The 16,032-nt window shown below is 33.9% G+C and carries 15 protein-coding genes; all 15 read right to left on the bottom strand.

Features of this window, described 5'->3' with window-relative positions:
- Positions 1 to 41: 41 nt before the first annotated feature.
- The 15 genes from ACKTTR_RS10950 to ACKTTR_RS10880 all read right to left on the bottom strand — a co-directional run bounded on the left by ACKTTR_RS10950 (position 42) and on the right by ACKTTR_RS10880 (position 15,983).
- Positions 42 to 1,883 (bottom strand): PLP-dependent aminotransferase family protein, encoded by a 1,842-nt coding sequence (locus ACKTTR_RS10950; protein WP_408027876.1) that lies wholly within the window; start codon positions 1,881 to 1,883, stop codon positions 42 to 44.
- Positions 1,884 to 2,028: 145 nt separating this feature from the next.
- Entirely contained in the window at positions 2,029 to 2,793 is a 765-nt protein-coding gene (locus ACKTTR_RS10945; RefSeq protein WP_408027875.1) for a hypothetical protein, read from the bottom strand.
- Between the two features lie 105 nt (positions 2,794 to 2,898).
- Positions 2,899 to 5,037 (bottom strand): amino acid permease, encoded by a 2,139-nt coding sequence (locus ACKTTR_RS10940; RefSeq protein ID WP_408027874.1) that lies wholly within the window; start codon positions 5,035 to 5,037, stop codon positions 2,899 to 2,901.
- 481 nt (positions 5,038 to 5,518) lie between these two features.
- Entirely contained in the window at positions 5,519 to 5,965 is a 447-nt protein-coding gene (locus tag ACKTTR_RS10935) for a hypothetical protein (protein WP_408027873.1), read from the bottom strand.
- Between the two features lie 143 nt (positions 5,966 to 6,108).
- Positions 6,109 to 7,044 (bottom strand): bacteriophage abortive infection AbiH family protein, encoded by a 936-nt coding sequence (locus tag ACKTTR_RS10930; protein ID WP_408027872.1) that lies wholly within the window; start codon positions 7,042 to 7,044, stop codon positions 6,109 to 6,111.
- 351 nt (positions 7,045 to 7,395) lie between these two features.
- Positions 7,396 to 7,974 carry an NAD(P)H-dependent oxidoreductase gene (locus ACKTTR_RS10925; protein ID WP_408027871.1) on the bottom strand — a complete coding sequence of 193 codons (579 nt, stop codon included), beginning with the start codon at positions 7,972 to 7,974 and terminating at the stop codon, positions 7,396 to 7,398.
- Positions 7,975 to 7,980: 6 nt separating this feature from the next.
- A complete protein-coding gene (locus ACKTTR_RS10920) occupies positions 7,981 to 8,322 on the bottom strand; it encodes a hypothetical protein (protein WP_408027870.1) in 342 nt (113 codons plus the stop codon).
- A 58-nt stretch (positions 8,323 to 8,380) separates the two neighbouring features.
- Positions 8,381 to 8,962: a Crp/Fnr family transcriptional regulator gene (locus ACKTTR_RS10915; protein WP_408027869.1), complete on the bottom strand. Its 582-nt coding sequence runs from the start codon at positions 8,960 to 8,962 to the stop codon at positions 8,381 to 8,383.
- A 76-nt stretch (positions 8,963 to 9,038) separates the two neighbouring features.
- Complete coding sequence (locus ACKTTR_RS10910) at positions 9,039 to 9,770, bottom strand: GNAT family N-acetyltransferase (protein WP_408027868.1); 732 nt, start codon at positions 9,768 to 9,770, stop codon at positions 9,039 to 9,041.
- Positions 9,767 to 10,216 carry a DMT family transporter gene (locus ACKTTR_RS10905; protein WP_408027867.1) on the bottom strand — a complete coding sequence of 150 codons (450 nt, stop codon included), beginning with the start codon at positions 10,214 to 10,216 and terminating at the stop codon, positions 9,767 to 9,769. Before ACKTTR_RS10905 ends, ACKTTR_RS10910 begins: the two co-directional genes overlap by 4 nt.
- Before the next feature lie 51 nt (positions 10,217 to 10,267).
- Positions 10,268 to 10,870 (bottom strand): Crp/Fnr family transcriptional regulator, encoded by a 603-nt coding sequence (locus ACKTTR_RS10900; RefSeq protein WP_408027866.1) that lies wholly within the window; start codon positions 10,868 to 10,870, stop codon positions 10,268 to 10,270.
- Between the two features lie 7 nt (positions 10,871 to 10,877).
- Positions 10,878 to 11,822, bottom strand: a complete 945-nt coding sequence (locus ACKTTR_RS10895) for an XdhC family protein (protein ID WP_408027865.1) — start codon at positions 11,820 to 11,822, stop codon at positions 10,878 to 10,880.
- Between the two features lie 6 nt (positions 11,823 to 11,828).
- Entirely contained in the window at positions 11,829 to 12,335 is a 507-nt protein-coding gene (locus tag ACKTTR_RS10890) for a hypothetical protein (RefSeq protein WP_408027864.1), read from the bottom strand.
- Positions 12,325 to 14,577 carry a xanthine dehydrogenase molybdopterin binding subunit gene (locus ACKTTR_RS10885; protein ID WP_408027863.1) on the bottom strand — a complete coding sequence of 751 codons (2,253 nt, stop codon included), beginning with the start codon at positions 14,575 to 14,577 and terminating at the stop codon, positions 12,325 to 12,327. The genes ACKTTR_RS10890 and ACKTTR_RS10885 overlap by 11 nt, the downstream gene beginning before the upstream one ends.
- Before the next feature lie 8 nt (positions 14,578 to 14,585).
- Positions 14,586 to 15,983, bottom strand: coding sequence for an FAD binding domain-containing protein (locus ACKTTR_RS10880; RefSeq protein ID WP_408027862.1), 1,398 nt, complete (start codon positions 15,981 to 15,983; stop codon positions 14,586 to 14,588).
- Positions 15,984 to 16,032: the final 49 nt, after the last annotated feature.

Genomic DNA, 16,032 nt, shown 5'->3' with positions numbered 1-16,032 from the left:
GCCACGTCGTTATCACTCCTCGCTATGACGTTTTGTAGTTCTTAAATACCTTTTACAAAGTCTAAGAAAACTTTTTTATGAAGTTCTAAATCCATATTAGGAGAAAGTGCTACACGAGCAATATAATCTTTATCACCTTCTTTGGTAGTTCCTTGTGTTGAGGTTGCAGGAATTGTCCAGTAACAACCTTTTAACTGTCCGTAGCTTACACAATACTTACTTTCATTTGGAATTTCAGTAATCATTAAATTGATAAGCTTTAAGTTTAAGGCTCTTTTATAGGCTTCTTTTTCTTCCGCAGTATTTCCTTTGGTAGGAAGGTCTAACGAAAATACCGATGGCGTAAATCCTTGTGCTGCTAGTTCTTCTGAAACAAAATTGATTTTAGCATCAGGTAAAACTTCATGAATAAAGTTTACAAACTCACGAGTATTCTTGTAAGCATCACTAATTCTTTGTGTCATCGAAGGCATTTGTGCAGCCAATATTTCATATTGAAGCGGTGTAGCCTCGTTATCGCAAATATGTAAGTGCTTTTCTATTTTTTCTATTAAAGCATTGGTGGTTTTGTTTCCAACACAGTACCCAGCAGTACATTTTCCACCACTAGGGAATTTTGATCCACTAGCAAACGAAATAGTTCTAATATTGGCTAACATGTCTGTATCTCCTAAAAAGTGGACATTCGGACAAAAAGTTTGGTCTAAAATAAACACAGGATCAACCGCTGTTTCACCCGTTGGAGTCGTACGCTTTTTACTCAAAACATCTCTTAAATCGGTAAGATTAGGTACTTCTACTCTTGGATTGGTCGGAATTTCAGCAATGATATACGGAACCGCATCTTGTGCTGCAATATTGGTTAACACGGTATCAATACTTTCTACCATGTCGTTGTCTCCATCAACAGGTAAATCAACAATGTCTACGTTGTTTAAACAAGCAGCAACACGTCTCGCTTGGTCGTTTGTACCACCATAACAGTTTGGAGGTACAACAATTTTAATAGCTTTTCCTTTATGGTTTTCAAGAGCATCGTCAATCAATCCCATTAAAATGGCGTATTGTATTGAAAGTCCACTTGAAGCTACTAACGCTTTTGTGCTGGTATTGGTAATTTCATTGATGAGTTTCTCAACCTTCGCTTTGTTTTGTGCTACGTCAGTTACTGTAACCTCATACGGTTCATCGATAAGACTTTTTAACGCTTTTAATGAATTAGCAGGAGTCATGGCAATAGTTTCTCTTCTTCTTACATGTTGAATGTCTGAAATATAAGAATCGTTTTGCTCACCGTTAACTAATAAAAAGCTTCCTAATTCTGGGTGTGTGTTGATGTAAAAATCAACGTTTGGTACAATGGTAAAGTTGCAAATAGCTTCTTGTTCAACAATCAATACTGTGCTACTATCAAACTCAGGAATAGCTTCAACACTATCTACTTTTTTTAATTCAAACTGATATCCGTATACGCTCTTAATTACCTCTGCATCAAAAAAGCTAGGAATTTCATTGGTGTACACTATTTGCGTGTTTTTATTAGCAAACAAATTCGCTCTTAACACAGCCAATACAGGAACTGTTTGTGACGAAAAACTAATTACATTCGCTGCTTTTGTGTTGTATAGTTTGGCTATCGTCCACTCTAATACAGACGATAACGGATGCCCTAAACGAATATAATCGTATGCAGTTGGCAACTCGCTTAAAGCTGAAGCAGTAGTATCGTTGTTTTTATACAAATCTTCAAACTGCTCTAAAAATTGAGTTTTGGCTAGTTTTTCTACATAAATATCCAGACGGTGAGTGGTTAATTTTAACCAATCTGCTGGCATATTTTCTACAACATTTTTTATATAGGTATGTAAGTTTTTGTCTTGCATTATAGGTGTCTTTTAATAAGACTGCAAGATACGTTAATTAGATTTTTTTAAAAAGTGAGTAGAGGAGAGTTTTATTTAACTGTCGATTGGTGTAACATTGTCTAGTTTTAAAGGTAATACGTATGTTATATAGTGTTTAGTACTGTCAATTGTACTCAATTTCTCTTTTAATAATACTCTTTACTCTGTTATTTTCGAAAATCTTTTTTTCAACCCAATTATTAAACCTGTCAAATTTATACTCATATTTACTTGTTGAAGTCAACGAATCGTTTTGGTTAAAATATTTTAAACCGGTTAAAGTTTCACAATCATATTCGTAAATAGTTTTACTGTTTAGTTTTTGGTTGTTATACACTTTTGTTTCAATACTTTTAATTAATTCTTTTTTGTCAAAATAACTTGTTGAAATAGAGTTTATAATAGTGTCCGATGTGTTTAAACGAATTAGAAGAAGTGAGGTTGTAGTTTTCTCTTTTGTATTGTTGCTTCTATAATAGTATTTCTCAATTTGCTCGAATTTTTCATTTCTATTATCTAAACGGCTTATTGTCTGGTCTAAAAGGTTGTTATTGTATATGTAATTAACTTCAAGAGGTAAACTATCAATAGACATTGTAACAATCTCTTTTTCCAATTTTCCTAAACGATTGTAGATATAATTGGTCTCCATTTTTTGCCCATCAGATGGAGTGTGTCGTGTTTGAGCTAATATTTTATTACTCTTGTTAAATCTTTTATTGGTGATGACAATAGTGTCAAGATTCTTATTGTTTGAGTCATTGTTAGCTACATTAATTGCATACTCAGTTATTTTATAAGCGCTTCTGGTAAGTCCGTTTTGAAGTAATTTAGGCTTGTTGCAACAACTGACCAAGAAGATCGAAAAAAATAATATGAATTTGTTCATGTGGTTTTAATTATCCCCAAAGGTTTAAGGTACCTGTCGTTTTAATAAATTTAAATCGTACAATAGCGAAATTATCGTTTTAAAAGTTAGTAAACAAACCAAAAATTAAGTAGTCTCCTCCGTATCCAGTTTATCTATTTCATAACTCATGTATTCTTTATACAGTTTTGCGATAGACTTGGTTTCTCCAAGTATGGTGAGTACATCATCTGTTAGTAAAACAGTTGAACCGTTAGGGGTAAACGTTTTGTCGTTTCTTTCAACCAAAGCGACTAAAACATCTTTTGGTAGCTGAATTTCCTTTAGCTGTTTTCCAATCATGGTGTCTTGCGGAGTTCCTTCGAGTAGTTTGATGCTTACAAATCGCTCGTTTTGTAATAAAAACTCTTTAATTTCTCTGTGACTGTTCATTTTAAGCAAGGTTTTTACGATTTGCTCTCGTTCTAAAATATCAAGAAGTCTCGATAGCATACGCAATTGCTGTTTTGGGTTTTCATCAGAGTTAATTAGAAAAGCACAGATTTGTATGGGCTTTTTAAACTCATAGTCTTCAGACGGAAGTGTTCCTTCAATTGGTTTTTTAGAAATCACAATTTTCATGGAAGGATGCGAAACACTCTTAAACTTGGCATGAAAAACTAAAATACCTGGTAAAGTGATGACAGATTCATCGGGTATAGACTGAAAAAATTTGTGGAGTACTCCTTCTTTGTTGAGGTCTAATTCTCTACAAAAGTAATCGGAAGCAATATTTAAGACCTTGTCAAAGTTAGTGGTATCCTTAATTATTTTTATTTTCGACTTAATTACGGTTTCATCAAAAGGATCCCCTTCACGAAGTCCTTTTTCTTTTAAAATGGTCATTAATTCATTCTCCAATTCATCGTATTGGTGTCTTCCTAAAAGTGCAAACCAATGAAAAATAGCGCCTTCTCGTTTTACTTTTCCTTTAGAATAAAAGTGATACCAAAGTAAGCCAATAACAATAATACCAGAGGTAAAAAGTATGGGCATCCATCCTAAATAAATAATAAGGATGAATGAAATAACAATTCCGATAACTTGCATAAACGGATATAATGGAGATAAATACCCAGGATCGTATGATTCTATTTTACTTTTTCTAAAAACAATAACAGAGAAGTTAATAAAGATGAAAATTAACAGTTGGAAGGTACTAGCAAGCTTTACAATACCTTCTTCTGATAGTACTAGAATGAATACAATAATTAACGCTGTGGTTAAAAATATAGCGACTACAGGACTTCCTTTTTTACCAATTTTAGCTAGAATAGCAGGAAACAGTTTATCGCGTCCCATGGCAAACGGATATCGTGATGCAGATAATAGTCCTGCATTCCCTGTAGAGGCAAAAGCGGCAAGTGCTGCTACCGACATTAATAACACTCCTACATTATCGGGTAACCATTTAAAAAGTTGTTCAGCGGCTGTAGCAGCTGGTGCCAATTCGTTAGCAAAGGCAGTAGGTTCAATAAGAGTTACCATAATAAAAACACCTAAACCATAAATTAATCCAGTAACGACTAATGAAAGTATCATACCTAAAGGAATATTTCTTTCAGGGTTTTTAATTTCTTCTGCAACGCTTACTATTTGAGTGAGCCCTAAATAGGATACAAAAACAAAACCTATGGTAGTAAACATACCTCCAAATCCGTTTGAAAAGAAAGGAGTAAATTGTTTGTTAATAGATTCATCGGTGATAGTATCTGAGGTGAAGATAGAAAAAAGACCATCTGCAATAAAACCAACTAAAATGATTAATAGGAATATGACAAACACCTTTTGAAAGGCGGAGGTTTTTTTAGCGCCTACTAAGTTTAATGCCATAAAAAAAAGAGTGGCTACGATAGCAACTACCTTGGTAGGAACTTCCCAAAATATAGCGGCGTAAGCACCAATACCAATAATAGCAAAGGCTGTTTTTAGCATTAAAGCAAAATATGTACCCAATCCGCCAATGGTTCCCATGAGTGGACCTAAGCTTCGGTCTAAAAAAAAGTAAGCACCCCCTGATCGTGGTAAAGCTGTTGATATTTCAGCAATACTAAACATGGTAGGTAGTATTAATACACCTGCAAGTAAGTAGGCTAAAAATACAGAAGGCCCTGTGTAATGTGAGGCGATTCCTGGTAGTAAAAAGAAACCAGAGCTAAACATGGCTCCAGTACTTATGGCAAAAACATCAAATAATCCTAAGTCTTTTTTTAGTTTGTTCCTCATGGTTTTTGTGTTTAAGGCTTATTATTAAGTGGTTAGACCATGAGAAGATATGAAAAAAATTACACTTTTTAGCAGCTATTTGGTTAAGGTAATGTTTGTAATGTGCTCTTTTAGAGGCTTTTTTTGTTAGAAAGGCTAGCTTTTGTTGGTTGTTTTATAGGGTGAAAAAAAAGTGTAGTTTTTATCGGGGCGACACCCCAAGCCTAATTGGGGTGACACCCCAACGGTAATGGAAACGATACCCCAAGCCTAATTGGGATGACACCCCAACGGTAAGGGGAGTGATATTCCTTGCCTAAGGGGAGTGACACTCCCACGGTAATGGGAGCGATACTCCCTGCCTAAGGGGAATGACTCTCCCACGGTGGTGGGAGTTGTTTTTTATGGTTTATTGGCTACCGTGTAGAAAAATGTTAGTTAAGAGGTATCGTTTTAAAAGAGGTTCTTTTAAAGGCTTTTGAAAATAGTATGGTTACTGCTTTTAATTAAAAGTTAGTACAAAAGTATCTACGGCACTGCCTTCATAGCTTTCGCCTTGGTTAATAATCAAAAGTCCGTCTTGTATACTATAGCTTCCATACTCATCATTTGTATGAATTCCAAAGTCTTTAATATGAACAAATGTTTTTCCATTAGCTTCCGAAAGATAATAGTTGTAGGTTCCGCTTTGTAAAGGTAAGTAGGTGCTTTGCGAACCGTTATTTATTAGTGTGTTTTTAACGGTAAGGGTTTCTGTTTTAGCATTAAATTGCCAAGTAACGGTTTCATTTTCATAGGTTACATCAACACCAGTAAACCCTCCGTTAACATTTTTTAAACTCCAAGTTCCATTTATAGTTTCAGCTTGTGGTATTTCATTGTCGCTATTACAGTTTATAAATAGCGTTGCGCTTAAAAACAATAGTAAGGTTGATATTCTAATTTTCATAGCTCAATATTTGAATGATTTACTATGTAGATGCAAAAGTGTTGTTATGGTTGCGTCAGATTATTATATCATTTTATTATGAGAATTTTTAGAAGTAGTGAGAGCAAGTAAGTACTTATAGCAGTTTTTGTGTGATGTTGTTTTTATTCAAATAATTTTATTTGGTTAGGGTTAATTCTGTTTTCTATTTCACTATTTGGATGAAATGAAATGAGACTTTCGTTTATTCCACAATCCATTAATAGTTTGGTGTTTTCTTCTATTTTATCTTTTGAATGATAACTTACCTTCCAAGTAACATTATCTGCATTGATTTTCGTAACGATATGCTCAAAATATTTTTTATCCACTTCTGATAAAGAGTGTCCAATAATTACAATTTCCTCGATTTCATTCAGACTATCAAAATAGCCCTTATTTTCATCAATAATTTGTTCACTTTGCTTATAAGTCTCAACGAAGTAATTATCTAGAATTTCATTTCCTTCTGTTATTCTTACATCTTGGTCTTCAATTCCTTTAACATCATTAAATGAAGCAATATCAGCAGGGTTCCTACTATGACCTAGAATTAATAAAGAGTCTTCATCTATTGCTTTGTTGTGAACATGAAAAATATTTTTTGTTGGAATATTATAAATCACTTCTAAAGTTCTAGTGTAATTGAAATTTATAAATCTCGCATTTTCATCTAGACCAAATTCACTGGCATTGTTGTGGTTTTTTATTTCTAAGGATAGTATCCAATCAGTAAAATGGCGTTTTAAGGAAACCGTTACAATATTAATTTTCCTTTCTAATTCGTATTGATAATCGTGATGCATAGAATCACTCCAATCAGGATGACTATATGATTCTAAAAAGTTCATTGCATAATCAACAATCTCATCTGTATCTAGATGTTCAAGAGTTGATTCAAAATCAGACCATAAGTCATCTGGGTTAAAATAAGTATTCAACTCTTCATACAAATAGTTGTCCACCTGTCTAACATACTCTCTAAAATTCCAATATCCTGACGGAATTCCGTGATAGAGGTCAAAACCATTTCCTATTATGTATAATTTCTTACTATTCAATTTTCTGTTCAAATGTTGCACAACTAGTTTATATACGTAATAAAATTACTTATATATTCCTTTTACGGTAGGATATGTGGAACTTTTAGCAATTTTATTAACACTCTCAAATATAGAAAAATAAGATAAAAAAGTGTAACTTTTTTATCGGGTCGACACACGAAGCCTAATCGGGTCGACACACGAAGCCTAATCGGGTCGACACACGAAGCCTAATCGGGTCGACACACGAAGCCTAATCGGGTCGACACACGAAGCCTAAGGGGAGTGATACCAAACATTAAAAAGATTACATATCGTATTATGTAGGAAAATGTTAGTTAGCATCTTGAATGCATAATAGAGGTATTGTTATTTGTTCATTGCTCCAAGAGTTGCTACTTTTTTCAACCATTTAGTTCTAAACTTTTCTTTTGATAATCTTATAGGACCAATAGTAGTAATTCGCACTTTTTTTACTCCTATGTAGTTTAATGTTAGTTTTTTCATAGCATTATGGCTTGGGCTTCTATAAAACCATTTATAGTACCAAGCAGGTTGATCTAAGGTGCAAATTATTCTGGCTGTTTTTCCTGTAAAACATTTATCCCACCATAAAGAGGTTTCTCTTTTATTAAAAGCAAAACCAGGGAGTAAAACTCGGTCTAAAAAACCTTTCATAATTGCAGGTACAGAGCCCCACCAAATAGGGTATACCAATACTAAGTGGTCTGCCCATTTTAGTTTTTCTTGTGCTTCTAATAAGTCAGGTTCAAGTTCTGTTCGTTTTCGATAACCAAATTGAAGGTTGGGATTAAAATTCAATTCTCGGATGTTTATTTCTTGTATTTCAGCAATCGATTTGTTAGCGCCTATTTTATAAGCTTCAGAAAGGGCATAATTAAAACTTTCCTTATCTGGATGTCCGTTTATAATGAGTATTTTCTTCATTTTATCTTAAAATATAGGTTTTAATGTTGCTTCAAATTGAGAGCCTGTTAAGTTTTTTGTTTTAAAAAACTTATACAGTATAAAACAGGTAGGTATTGTTAAAAAGACTGTGCAGATTATAAAAGTGCTAAGGCTACAAAATATGCCTAAAATTTGGGTGCTAGCTTCTCCTATATACGAAGCGATATTGTTTTGCGGATTCTTAAAGTAAATATGAACCGATAGGGCATATTCATAAAACCGAATTGAGGTTTCATAGATTAACCAAGCAGGATAAAACCATTTTCTAATAGGTTCCCACCATTTTCCCCAGATTGACTTTAGTTGTTGTTTGTTGTTATCTTCCATTGTTATTGTATTTGTTAGCAAAATTGCTGTAAATGGAAGGCTTATCATTTGATATAAATCAAATTCGTTTTTTGGGGTTTCTTATCCTGCTCAACGTTTCAAGAGTTATTCCTAAATAAGAGGCAATATGTGTAAGGGGAATTCTGTTGGTTATAAAAGGATAAATACTTAGCAGGTGTTTATACCTTTCTTCCGCTTTGTTGAATTGAATGGTGTATAATCGCTCGCAAAGCCCCAACATGGTTTCAGTGACTATTTTACTAATTAAGCGTTCAAAGTCGTGATGCTTTTGAGAAAGCTTATCAACAGTATCTTTTGAAAATTCCAAAACGGTTGAATCTTCAATAAATTCAACATAGTGTGGACTCGGTTCGTTACTAAAAAAGCTAACTATGGAAGCCATAAACTGATTTTCGAAAGTAAACCAATCAGAAATGTCTTTACCATCTTTTAGGTAATAAGCTCTTGAACATCCTTGGACAATAAAAAAGACTTTTTTAGAGAATTGACCTTCTCGTACAACAATTTCTCCTTTTTTATATACACAAACTTTTGAACTGGTAATTAATTCTTGTTGACACTCAGTAGATAGTGGAGTGTAAGTTTCCTCAATCGTTTTAAAGACTTCTTTATAATTCATCCTCTCTCATTAGTAGCTTCAAACCTACTATTTTTTTACCAAGTTCAAAAGTTATGTATGTTAATATGCTGTACTTTTAAGAAGGATTGGTAACACCATAATTTTTCATTAAAAAATCTAAAGAAAACCCTAGTTTTAAATACATTTCTTTCGCCATTTCTGAGGCTTGTAGTGTAGCTAAAGACAAATTTTGGTCAATGGCTTTGTTCAATGTATGGCGCATAATTTCGGTAGCAAATCCTTGTTTTCTTTTTTCAGGAATAATACCTAAACTGTGCAAGCCAGCAATCGTATTAGTAGTGTATAAAATTACGGTGCCAATAAGTTCTTGTTCAAAATAAACAAGATAGTAGGGGATGTTTTTTTTGGTTTTTAAAATGGTTGTTGTGCTTATTTCGTAACCAAAGGCTTTAAAAAAAGCGTTGCTCCAAATGTCAGCTTCTTCTGTGTTTTCTACTCTTTTAAAATCGATCTGTCTTTGAGTTTCGAACTTTTCGTTTAGCTCTAAACTCATTCCGTATTGTGTTGACTTTAACTGAATTTTAGCGTCAAGTTTAATACTGTTTTCTTGATTGGGTAGTGTAAATAAAGAAAATGTAAAATGGTTGTCTTTGTTTATCATTTGCTGTTGTATCTCCTTCAGCTGATTTTCAGAAGGAGAGAGGTTGGTCCAAATTCTATTAGGCCATTGGGCATTTTCAATATAAGCGCTTTCAAAAGATGTTTCTTTATGATATCCTTGATATGGAGTCGCAGCAGTTTTCCATAAAGAAGTTAAATTATTAATATTTGATACTACTTTTTTCATTTTGAGTTGATTAAAAGAATACTAATTGCCATGAAAACAATTCCAATACATTTTTTGGTAGTTATAGGCTCAACAGGCAGGTTTAACCAACCAAATTTTCCTGCGAATAACGAAAAAATCAATTGACCGCATAAGCCAAAAGCAATCATTTTTGAAATCCCTAGCTTTGGTATGGTGTAAAAATAAAGAGAAATACCAATCATGCTAAAAAGTCCGCCAATAAACCATAAATACCAAGGTACTTGTTGTGCTATAGTTAATTGAATACTTTCTTCTTTGAATAGCAAGATGAATAAGCATCCAAAAATAGCGCTGGCTATAGAAGTGGCTATAACAGCAATAACAGGTTGTTTTACAATAGTACCTAGTTGCGTGTTAAATCCTGCTTGAACAGCTAGTGAAACGCCTCCAATAAAAGCCAATAGGTATATAAAGAATATTTTCATACTGCAAAGATGAAAAGGAAATAAGATCTTTTACTTTACATATGTTGATTGCTATACAGTTTTTTTAATGCTCTTACGAATTCGGCTTAATTGAGTAGGAGTGATACCTAAGTGAGAGGCAATATAGTGTAAGGGTATTCTATTTTCTATGTTTGGGTTAGCGTTTACAAAATCGAGATACCGTTCTTTAGCTTCTTTTAAAACAATATCAATTTCTCGTTTCTCTTTATCAATCACCCAATTCTTTTCAAGATAAGCGATGTAAAAGTTTTGTAAATCTTGGTTTTCCTTAATAAGTTGTCTGTATACATCATACGGAAAGCTAATAACTGTTGAGTCTTCTATAACTTCTAAAGAAAACTGAGAAGGTGTATTAGTAAGTGACGATACTACAGAACCTATAAAACTACCTGATAAAAAGATGTTTTTATGATATACCGTACCGTTTTTATGTAAAAAACACGAAACTACAGCTCCTTTGTAAAGAACATGAACGTGTTTTGATATTTTACCGAAAGGTAATAGGGTGGTTCCCTTTTTTAAATCATGAATTTTTGCTACTGAAAACAAAGAAGAAATAGCATCGTCACTCACTGTAGCATAACGATTAAAAACTCTTGTTAAAAAGGTCTTATATTCATTAGGTTGATTCATTATTCGTTTAGGTGTTTTTAATTTGAATAATCTGTGCCGCTATACTTACCGCTATTTCCTCAGGGGTTTCACTTTTTATAGAAAGTCCAATAGGTGCGTGAACTTTGTTTAATTCTTCTTGAGTAAATCCTTCATTTTGTAAAACTTCCCACATCGTTTGTAGTTTTGCTTTGCTGCCTAAAACGCCTAAAAATTTATAGTTGCTTTTTAGAAGCTTACTCAATACCAATTTGTCATCAGTGTATTTATTGGTCATAATGGCTACATAGCTTGAAGAAGATTCTTCTATGTAGTTTTCAATATCGTTGTAATCAATAACCTGTTTTTTATGAGCAGTTTGATTATTTTCTAAGGTGTTGAGGTTTTCTCGATTGTCAAAAACAACTACATAGAAACCAAGTTTCACAAAGAGTTCAGAAACTGCAACTCCTACATGACCACCACCAACAATGTACAAGGTTTCTTTAAAACCGATATGTTCTTTAAAGTACCAATCTTCTTTTGAGTTGATGTTATATTCAAATTGATTTTCTAGAGTATGGGAAGTAAAATCAAATTGGGTAGGAGACAAGTGTAGAGTTCCTTCTTTACCGTGTTGTAAAGAAGAAATAATAGTTGAAATTATTGAAACATGCTTAGCATCTAAGCAATGAAAGGCTACAGTTTGTTCACCAGAACAAATCATACCCGAACCATCTTTGATATTTCCTTTATGAATTTGTTTTTTGATGAATGTTGGTGGATTTTCTTGTTGCAACAATTGTTTTGCTTCTTCAACGAGTGCAAACTCCATAACACCACCACCTACAGAACCGAAAATAAAACCATCTTCAGCAATTAACATTTTAAAGCCTTTTCGACCTGGAGAACTGCCAAGGTTTTCAATTACTGTTAGGAGGTATACCTTCTGTTTGTTTTGAAGTTTTGTATGTAACTGTTGCCAAAATTCCATAAAAGCTTAGTTAAAAATGGTTTCGCTTAGGGCATAATAAATAGCCATTAGTGCAGAAAAAATAGCACTGGCTAAAAAACGCCAATCGAGTTTTACTTTATTTTGAATGATAAAATTAGCGATAAATGAAATAGGGATGTTCACTAAAAACGACCAACAAGCAACAATGAATAAGTTACTGGTTATCTGTTCAAAATTACCAGAAAATAGCTTGATAAACAGCAAATGTCTAAAAATCCAAAGTGGATTAAAGTACGCAATCGCTAATATTGTTTTTGCAATGGTTCTTCTGAGTCCGCTATTGTTGGCTGTCTTTTTTTCTATCCAATTAAAATAATTAGGGATTTCAAAAGCATAAACAGTAGCACCAATAAGTACCATTCCGAGAAGTCGGTATATTGAAAACTCGTTTAGTAAAAGGGATGCAATCGTATCTCCAATGCTATAAATTAACGCACCCCTAAATATATTCTGTTTGGTGTATTGTAGTTTGATAGGTCTTCTATTTTTCATACAATCCCATCAACACTTTTTCGGGTGTAAAAGGAGCGTGGAATTTTAGTTTATAATTAGGGTTGAAAGCTTTCACCGCTTGCTGGATGGCAAAATAAGCTCCAATTCCATACATTAATGGAGGCTCGCCAACCGCTTTCGATTTTTTAATAGCCATTTGATTCCCTTCAGTTTTTAAAGGAATAGTTTCTACTGTTTTGGGAGCTGAAAAAATATCAGGAACCTTGTAGGTAGATAAAGCATTTGATAACAACCTTCCTTCATTGTTATAGGAGATTTCTTCCATAGTCATCCAACCAATTCCTTGTGCTAAAGCTCCTTCAACTTGTCCTAAATCAATACCCATATTCATACTTTTACCAAAGTCGTGTACAATTTTCACACTGTCAATTTCATAATTACCACGGATACAATCTACCGTAACTGTTGTTATAGCTGTACCGTATACATGGTAGGCAAACGGATGCCCTTTTTCTTTGGTCTTGTCAAAATGAATAATAGGAGTAGCATAATGAGCATTTTCAGAAAGTGCCACACGACGTAGCATCGCTTCAGTAATTAAAGCTTCCCATGTTAGCTCTGATTTTTTATCGTTTACAAAAACAGCATCTTCTTTAAAAGAGATATTTTCTTTTTTGGTAGAGAGCATGTCAGCGGCAACTTCTGTTAGTCGTTCAACTAACGAATTACAAGCCATTTCAGTTGCTTTTCCGTTAAGGTCGGCAGTTGAACTTGCTGCAGAAGGTGAGGTATTGGCAACACGTGTAGTATTCGTGGTTTCCAGTTTTACTTTATCTGGTGAAATTCCTAAAACACTTTGTGCTACTTGCAACATTTTGGTGTTTACACTTTGTCCCATTTCTACAGCACCTGTTGAGACACCAACACTTCCATCTTGATAAATATGTACCAAAGCACGTGCATGGTTCATTGGAGTATTGGTAAACGAAATACCAAAAGCAATAGGCATTAATGAAATCCCTTTTTTGTAGTGGTCGTTCTTATTATTGAAGTCAGCTACTTCATGTTCTAGCTGTTCAAGTTGATATTGTTCCTTTGCACTAAACCACGAATTTTGTGCTTGTACTTCGGTAGCTATTTGTCCGTAAGAAAACTCATCATTTTCAGCTAATAGATTAGCTTCTTGAATTAATCTTTTATTGATTCCGATTTTATCAGCAGCATCTGCAATAGCACTTTCAATAACAAACATTCCTTGAGGACCACCAAAACCACGAAAAGCGGTATTAGGGGGTAAGTTGGTTTTACAACTATATACTGTAGTATTCACATTCGGAACGAAATAGCTGTTCGTTGCATGAAACAAAGTTCTCTCAGCAATAGCAGGTGATAAGTCAGCCGCAGCACCTGAGTTTTGTAAAAACTCAGCTTCAAAAGCTTTTATTTTAAAGTCTTTGGTGAGTCCTATTTTATAAAATGATGAATAGGGATGACGTTTCCCAGTCATACGTAAATCGTCATGGCGATTCAGCATGTATTTAACTGGGCGGTTTAAGTGTTGCACTGCTACAGCAGCCATAACAGCCCAAGGAGTTGCTTGATCTTCTTTACCTCCAAAACCACCTCCTAAACGGATTACATCTACTTCAATTTTATGCATTGGGATACCTAAAACCTTGGCTGCTGTTTTTTGAACAGCGGTAGGGCCTTGAGTTGATGAGGTAATTTTTATATTCCCGTTTTCTTGAGGAACCGCATAACAACCTTGTGTTTCGAGGTACAAATGCTCTTGTCCGTTAGAAAAAGTTTCGCCTTCAAATACATATTCACATTCGGTAAAAGCATTTTGAGTATTTCCTAAGTTAAATGAACGAGGAGCATTAATAAAACTTCCTTTTTCTTTAGCTTCTTTAGCGGTTGTGATTACAGGAAGTTCTTCAATATCTATGGTAATTAAAGCTCTAGCTTTTTTTGCGATAGCTTCACTTTTAGCAACGATAAAGGCAATCGGTTGTCCCCAAAAATGAACTTCATCTTCAGCCCATAAAGGTTCATCAGGAATGATACCTCCAATTTGATTTTCTCCTAAGACATCTTTATAGGTGAATATTTTGATAACGCCTTCTAGTGCTTCTGCTTTTGAATAATCTACCGATTTGATTTTTCCATGCGCTTTTGGCGAGTCAAAAACCAATCCGAATAAGGTGTCCTGTCTCAGCATTAAATCGTCAACAAATAACGATTCTCCTCTAACATGTGTAAAACTGTCTATGTTCTTCATCGTTTTCATTAGGCAATCAATTTTTTAAGTTCTACTTGATTAGGGAAAAGCTCTAAAAAGTGAGCAAAAAATAACTGTCTTGCCAACAAACGCTTATAGTCAGCAGTTCCACGAACATCACTAATGGGAGAGATTTCTGATTGTAAAACTGTTTCGGCTTCTTTTATAGTTTCAGAATTGATTGTTTTTCCGATTAAAAAGATATTGGTATTTGATAAATATTTTGGAATAGCTGCGACACCTCCTAAAGAAAAATGAGCATCTGTAATTATACTATTCTTTATAGAAATTCTTCCTGCCGAATTTACACTAGCAATATCTAAATGTGTTCGTTTGCTTACTTTTTCAAAATTGAAAAAGTCTTCTGCTTGTGGAACTTTAAACTGTATTGATTGTAAGATTTCACCTTCGTGTAAATCGTACTTTTTATAGTCTTGATGAAATTCTTGAAATGGAATTTGTCGAGTATTTCCATCTTCTTTTTGAATGGTTACTATTGAATTTAACGCTAAAAAGAAAATAGACATATCGCCAATAGGAGAGGCGTTTACAAAGTTACCTCCAATAGTTCCCATGTTTCTAATTTGTTCAGAAGAAACAAGCTTTAAAAATTGTTTTAGTTTAGGAAAGAGAGTTTGCAATTGTTTACTTTCTGCAATTTCGGTAACCGTTGTATTAGCACCTAATGTGCAAAAACCTTCAGTAAAGGAAATTTCTTTCAAAGCATTTTTATCGGTTAATAAATGTACATCTTCTTCCGCCATTTTATCAGCATGCTGTACATAAATATCGGTTCCGTTAGCTACTTTTATTCCCGTTTTTTCAAAGATTTTTGGTTGTATTTGTGCTAATTTTTCAGGGATAGTTTCAAAATAATTAGGAATAAATCCTTCCTTGATTAGCCAGTCAATTTGATGGTTTTTATCTTTTTGTTGTAGTTTTTGTTCTATTTCAAAACCAGCTTTTTCAATCGATTTATACCCTGTACAACGACAAATGTTTCCGCTGATAGCATCGTTACAAGAAGTTGTTTGTTTACTGTCAAGAGCATAACCAGTCATAGAAACCACAAATCCTGGTGTACAAAAACCACATTGCGTCGCATAATTATCGGTCATTGCTTTTTGAACGGTATTCAGTTCTTTTGGTAAATTGATGCCTTCTACCGTAACGATGTGTTTTCCGTTAGCATTTCCTAGAGGAGAAATACACGACGTTATACTTTGATAGCTAAGGCTACCGTTTTTTTGTTCGCCGATTAGAACGGTACAAGCACCACAATCACCTTCACGACATCCTATTTTTGTGCCTTTTAACTGTTGGTGTTCTCGAATAAAATCGAGTAGGGTAATACCAGCGTTCGCTGTAGTTTTTATTACCTGATTATTTAATATAAATTGTATCATAAGCAGAATGCAAGATACGAAAATGTAACGTTAGGTGAAAAGTGAGGAG

It is taken from the genome of Tenacibaculum litoreum (genome assembly GCF_964513915.1).
GTDB lineage: Bacteria > Bacteroidota > Bacteroidia > Flavobacteriales > Flavobacteriaceae > Polaribacter > Polaribacter litoreum.
This window is presented reverse-complemented; position numbering and strand designations above follow the sequence as displayed.

Coding starts and splice junctions, on each gene's coding strand:
- ACKTTR_RS10920 (WP_408027870.1), bottom strand. CDS start 8,322: ATGGAAGATAACAACAAACAACAACTAAAGTCAATCTGGGGAAAATGG.
- ACKTTR_RS10940 (WP_408027874.1), bottom strand. CDS start 5,037: ATGAGGAACAAACTAAAAAAAGACTTAGGATTATTTGATGTTTTTGCC.
- ACKTTR_RS10915 (WP_408027869.1), bottom strand. CDS start 8,962: ATGAATTATAAAGAAGTCTTTAAAACGATTGAGGAAACTTACACTCCA.
- ACKTTR_RS10900 (WP_408027866.1), bottom strand. CDS start 10,870: ATGAATCAACCTAATGAATATAAGACCTTTTTAACAAGAGTTTTTAAT.
- ACKTTR_RS10880 (WP_408027862.1), bottom strand. CDS start 15,983: ATGATACAATTTATATTAAATAATCAGGTAATAAAAACTACAGCGAAC.
- ACKTTR_RS10905 (WP_408027867.1), bottom strand. CDS start 10,216: ATGAAAATATTCTTTATATACCTATTGGCTTTTATTGGAGGCGTTTCA.
- ACKTTR_RS10885 (WP_408027863.1), bottom strand. CDS start 14,577: ATGAAGAACATAGACAGTTTTACACATGTTAGAGGAGAATCGTTATTT.
- ACKTTR_RS10945 (WP_408027875.1), bottom strand. CDS start 2,793: ATGAACAAATTCATATTATTTTTTTCGATCTTCTTGGTCAGTTGTTGC.
- ACKTTR_RS10950 (WP_408027876.1), bottom strand. CDS start 1,883: ATGCAAGACAAAAACTTACATACCTATATAAAAAATGTTGTAGAAAAT.
- ACKTTR_RS10890 (WP_408027864.1), bottom strand. CDS start 12,335: ATGAAAAATAGAAGACCTATCAAACTACAATACACCAAACAGAATATA.
- ACKTTR_RS10925 (WP_408027871.1), bottom strand. CDS start 7,974: ATGAAGAAAATACTCATTATAAACGGACATCCAGATAAGGAAAGTTTT.
- ACKTTR_RS10935 (WP_408027873.1), bottom strand. CDS start 5,965: ATGAAAATTAGAATATCAACCTTACTATTGTTTTTAAGCGCAACGCTA.
- ACKTTR_RS10910 (WP_408027868.1), bottom strand. CDS start 9,770: ATGAAAAAAGTAGTATCAAATATTAATAATTTAACTTCTTTATGGAAA.
- ACKTTR_RS10895 (WP_408027865.1), bottom strand. CDS start 11,822: ATGGAATTTTGGCAACAGTTACATACAAAACTTCAAAACAAACAGAAG.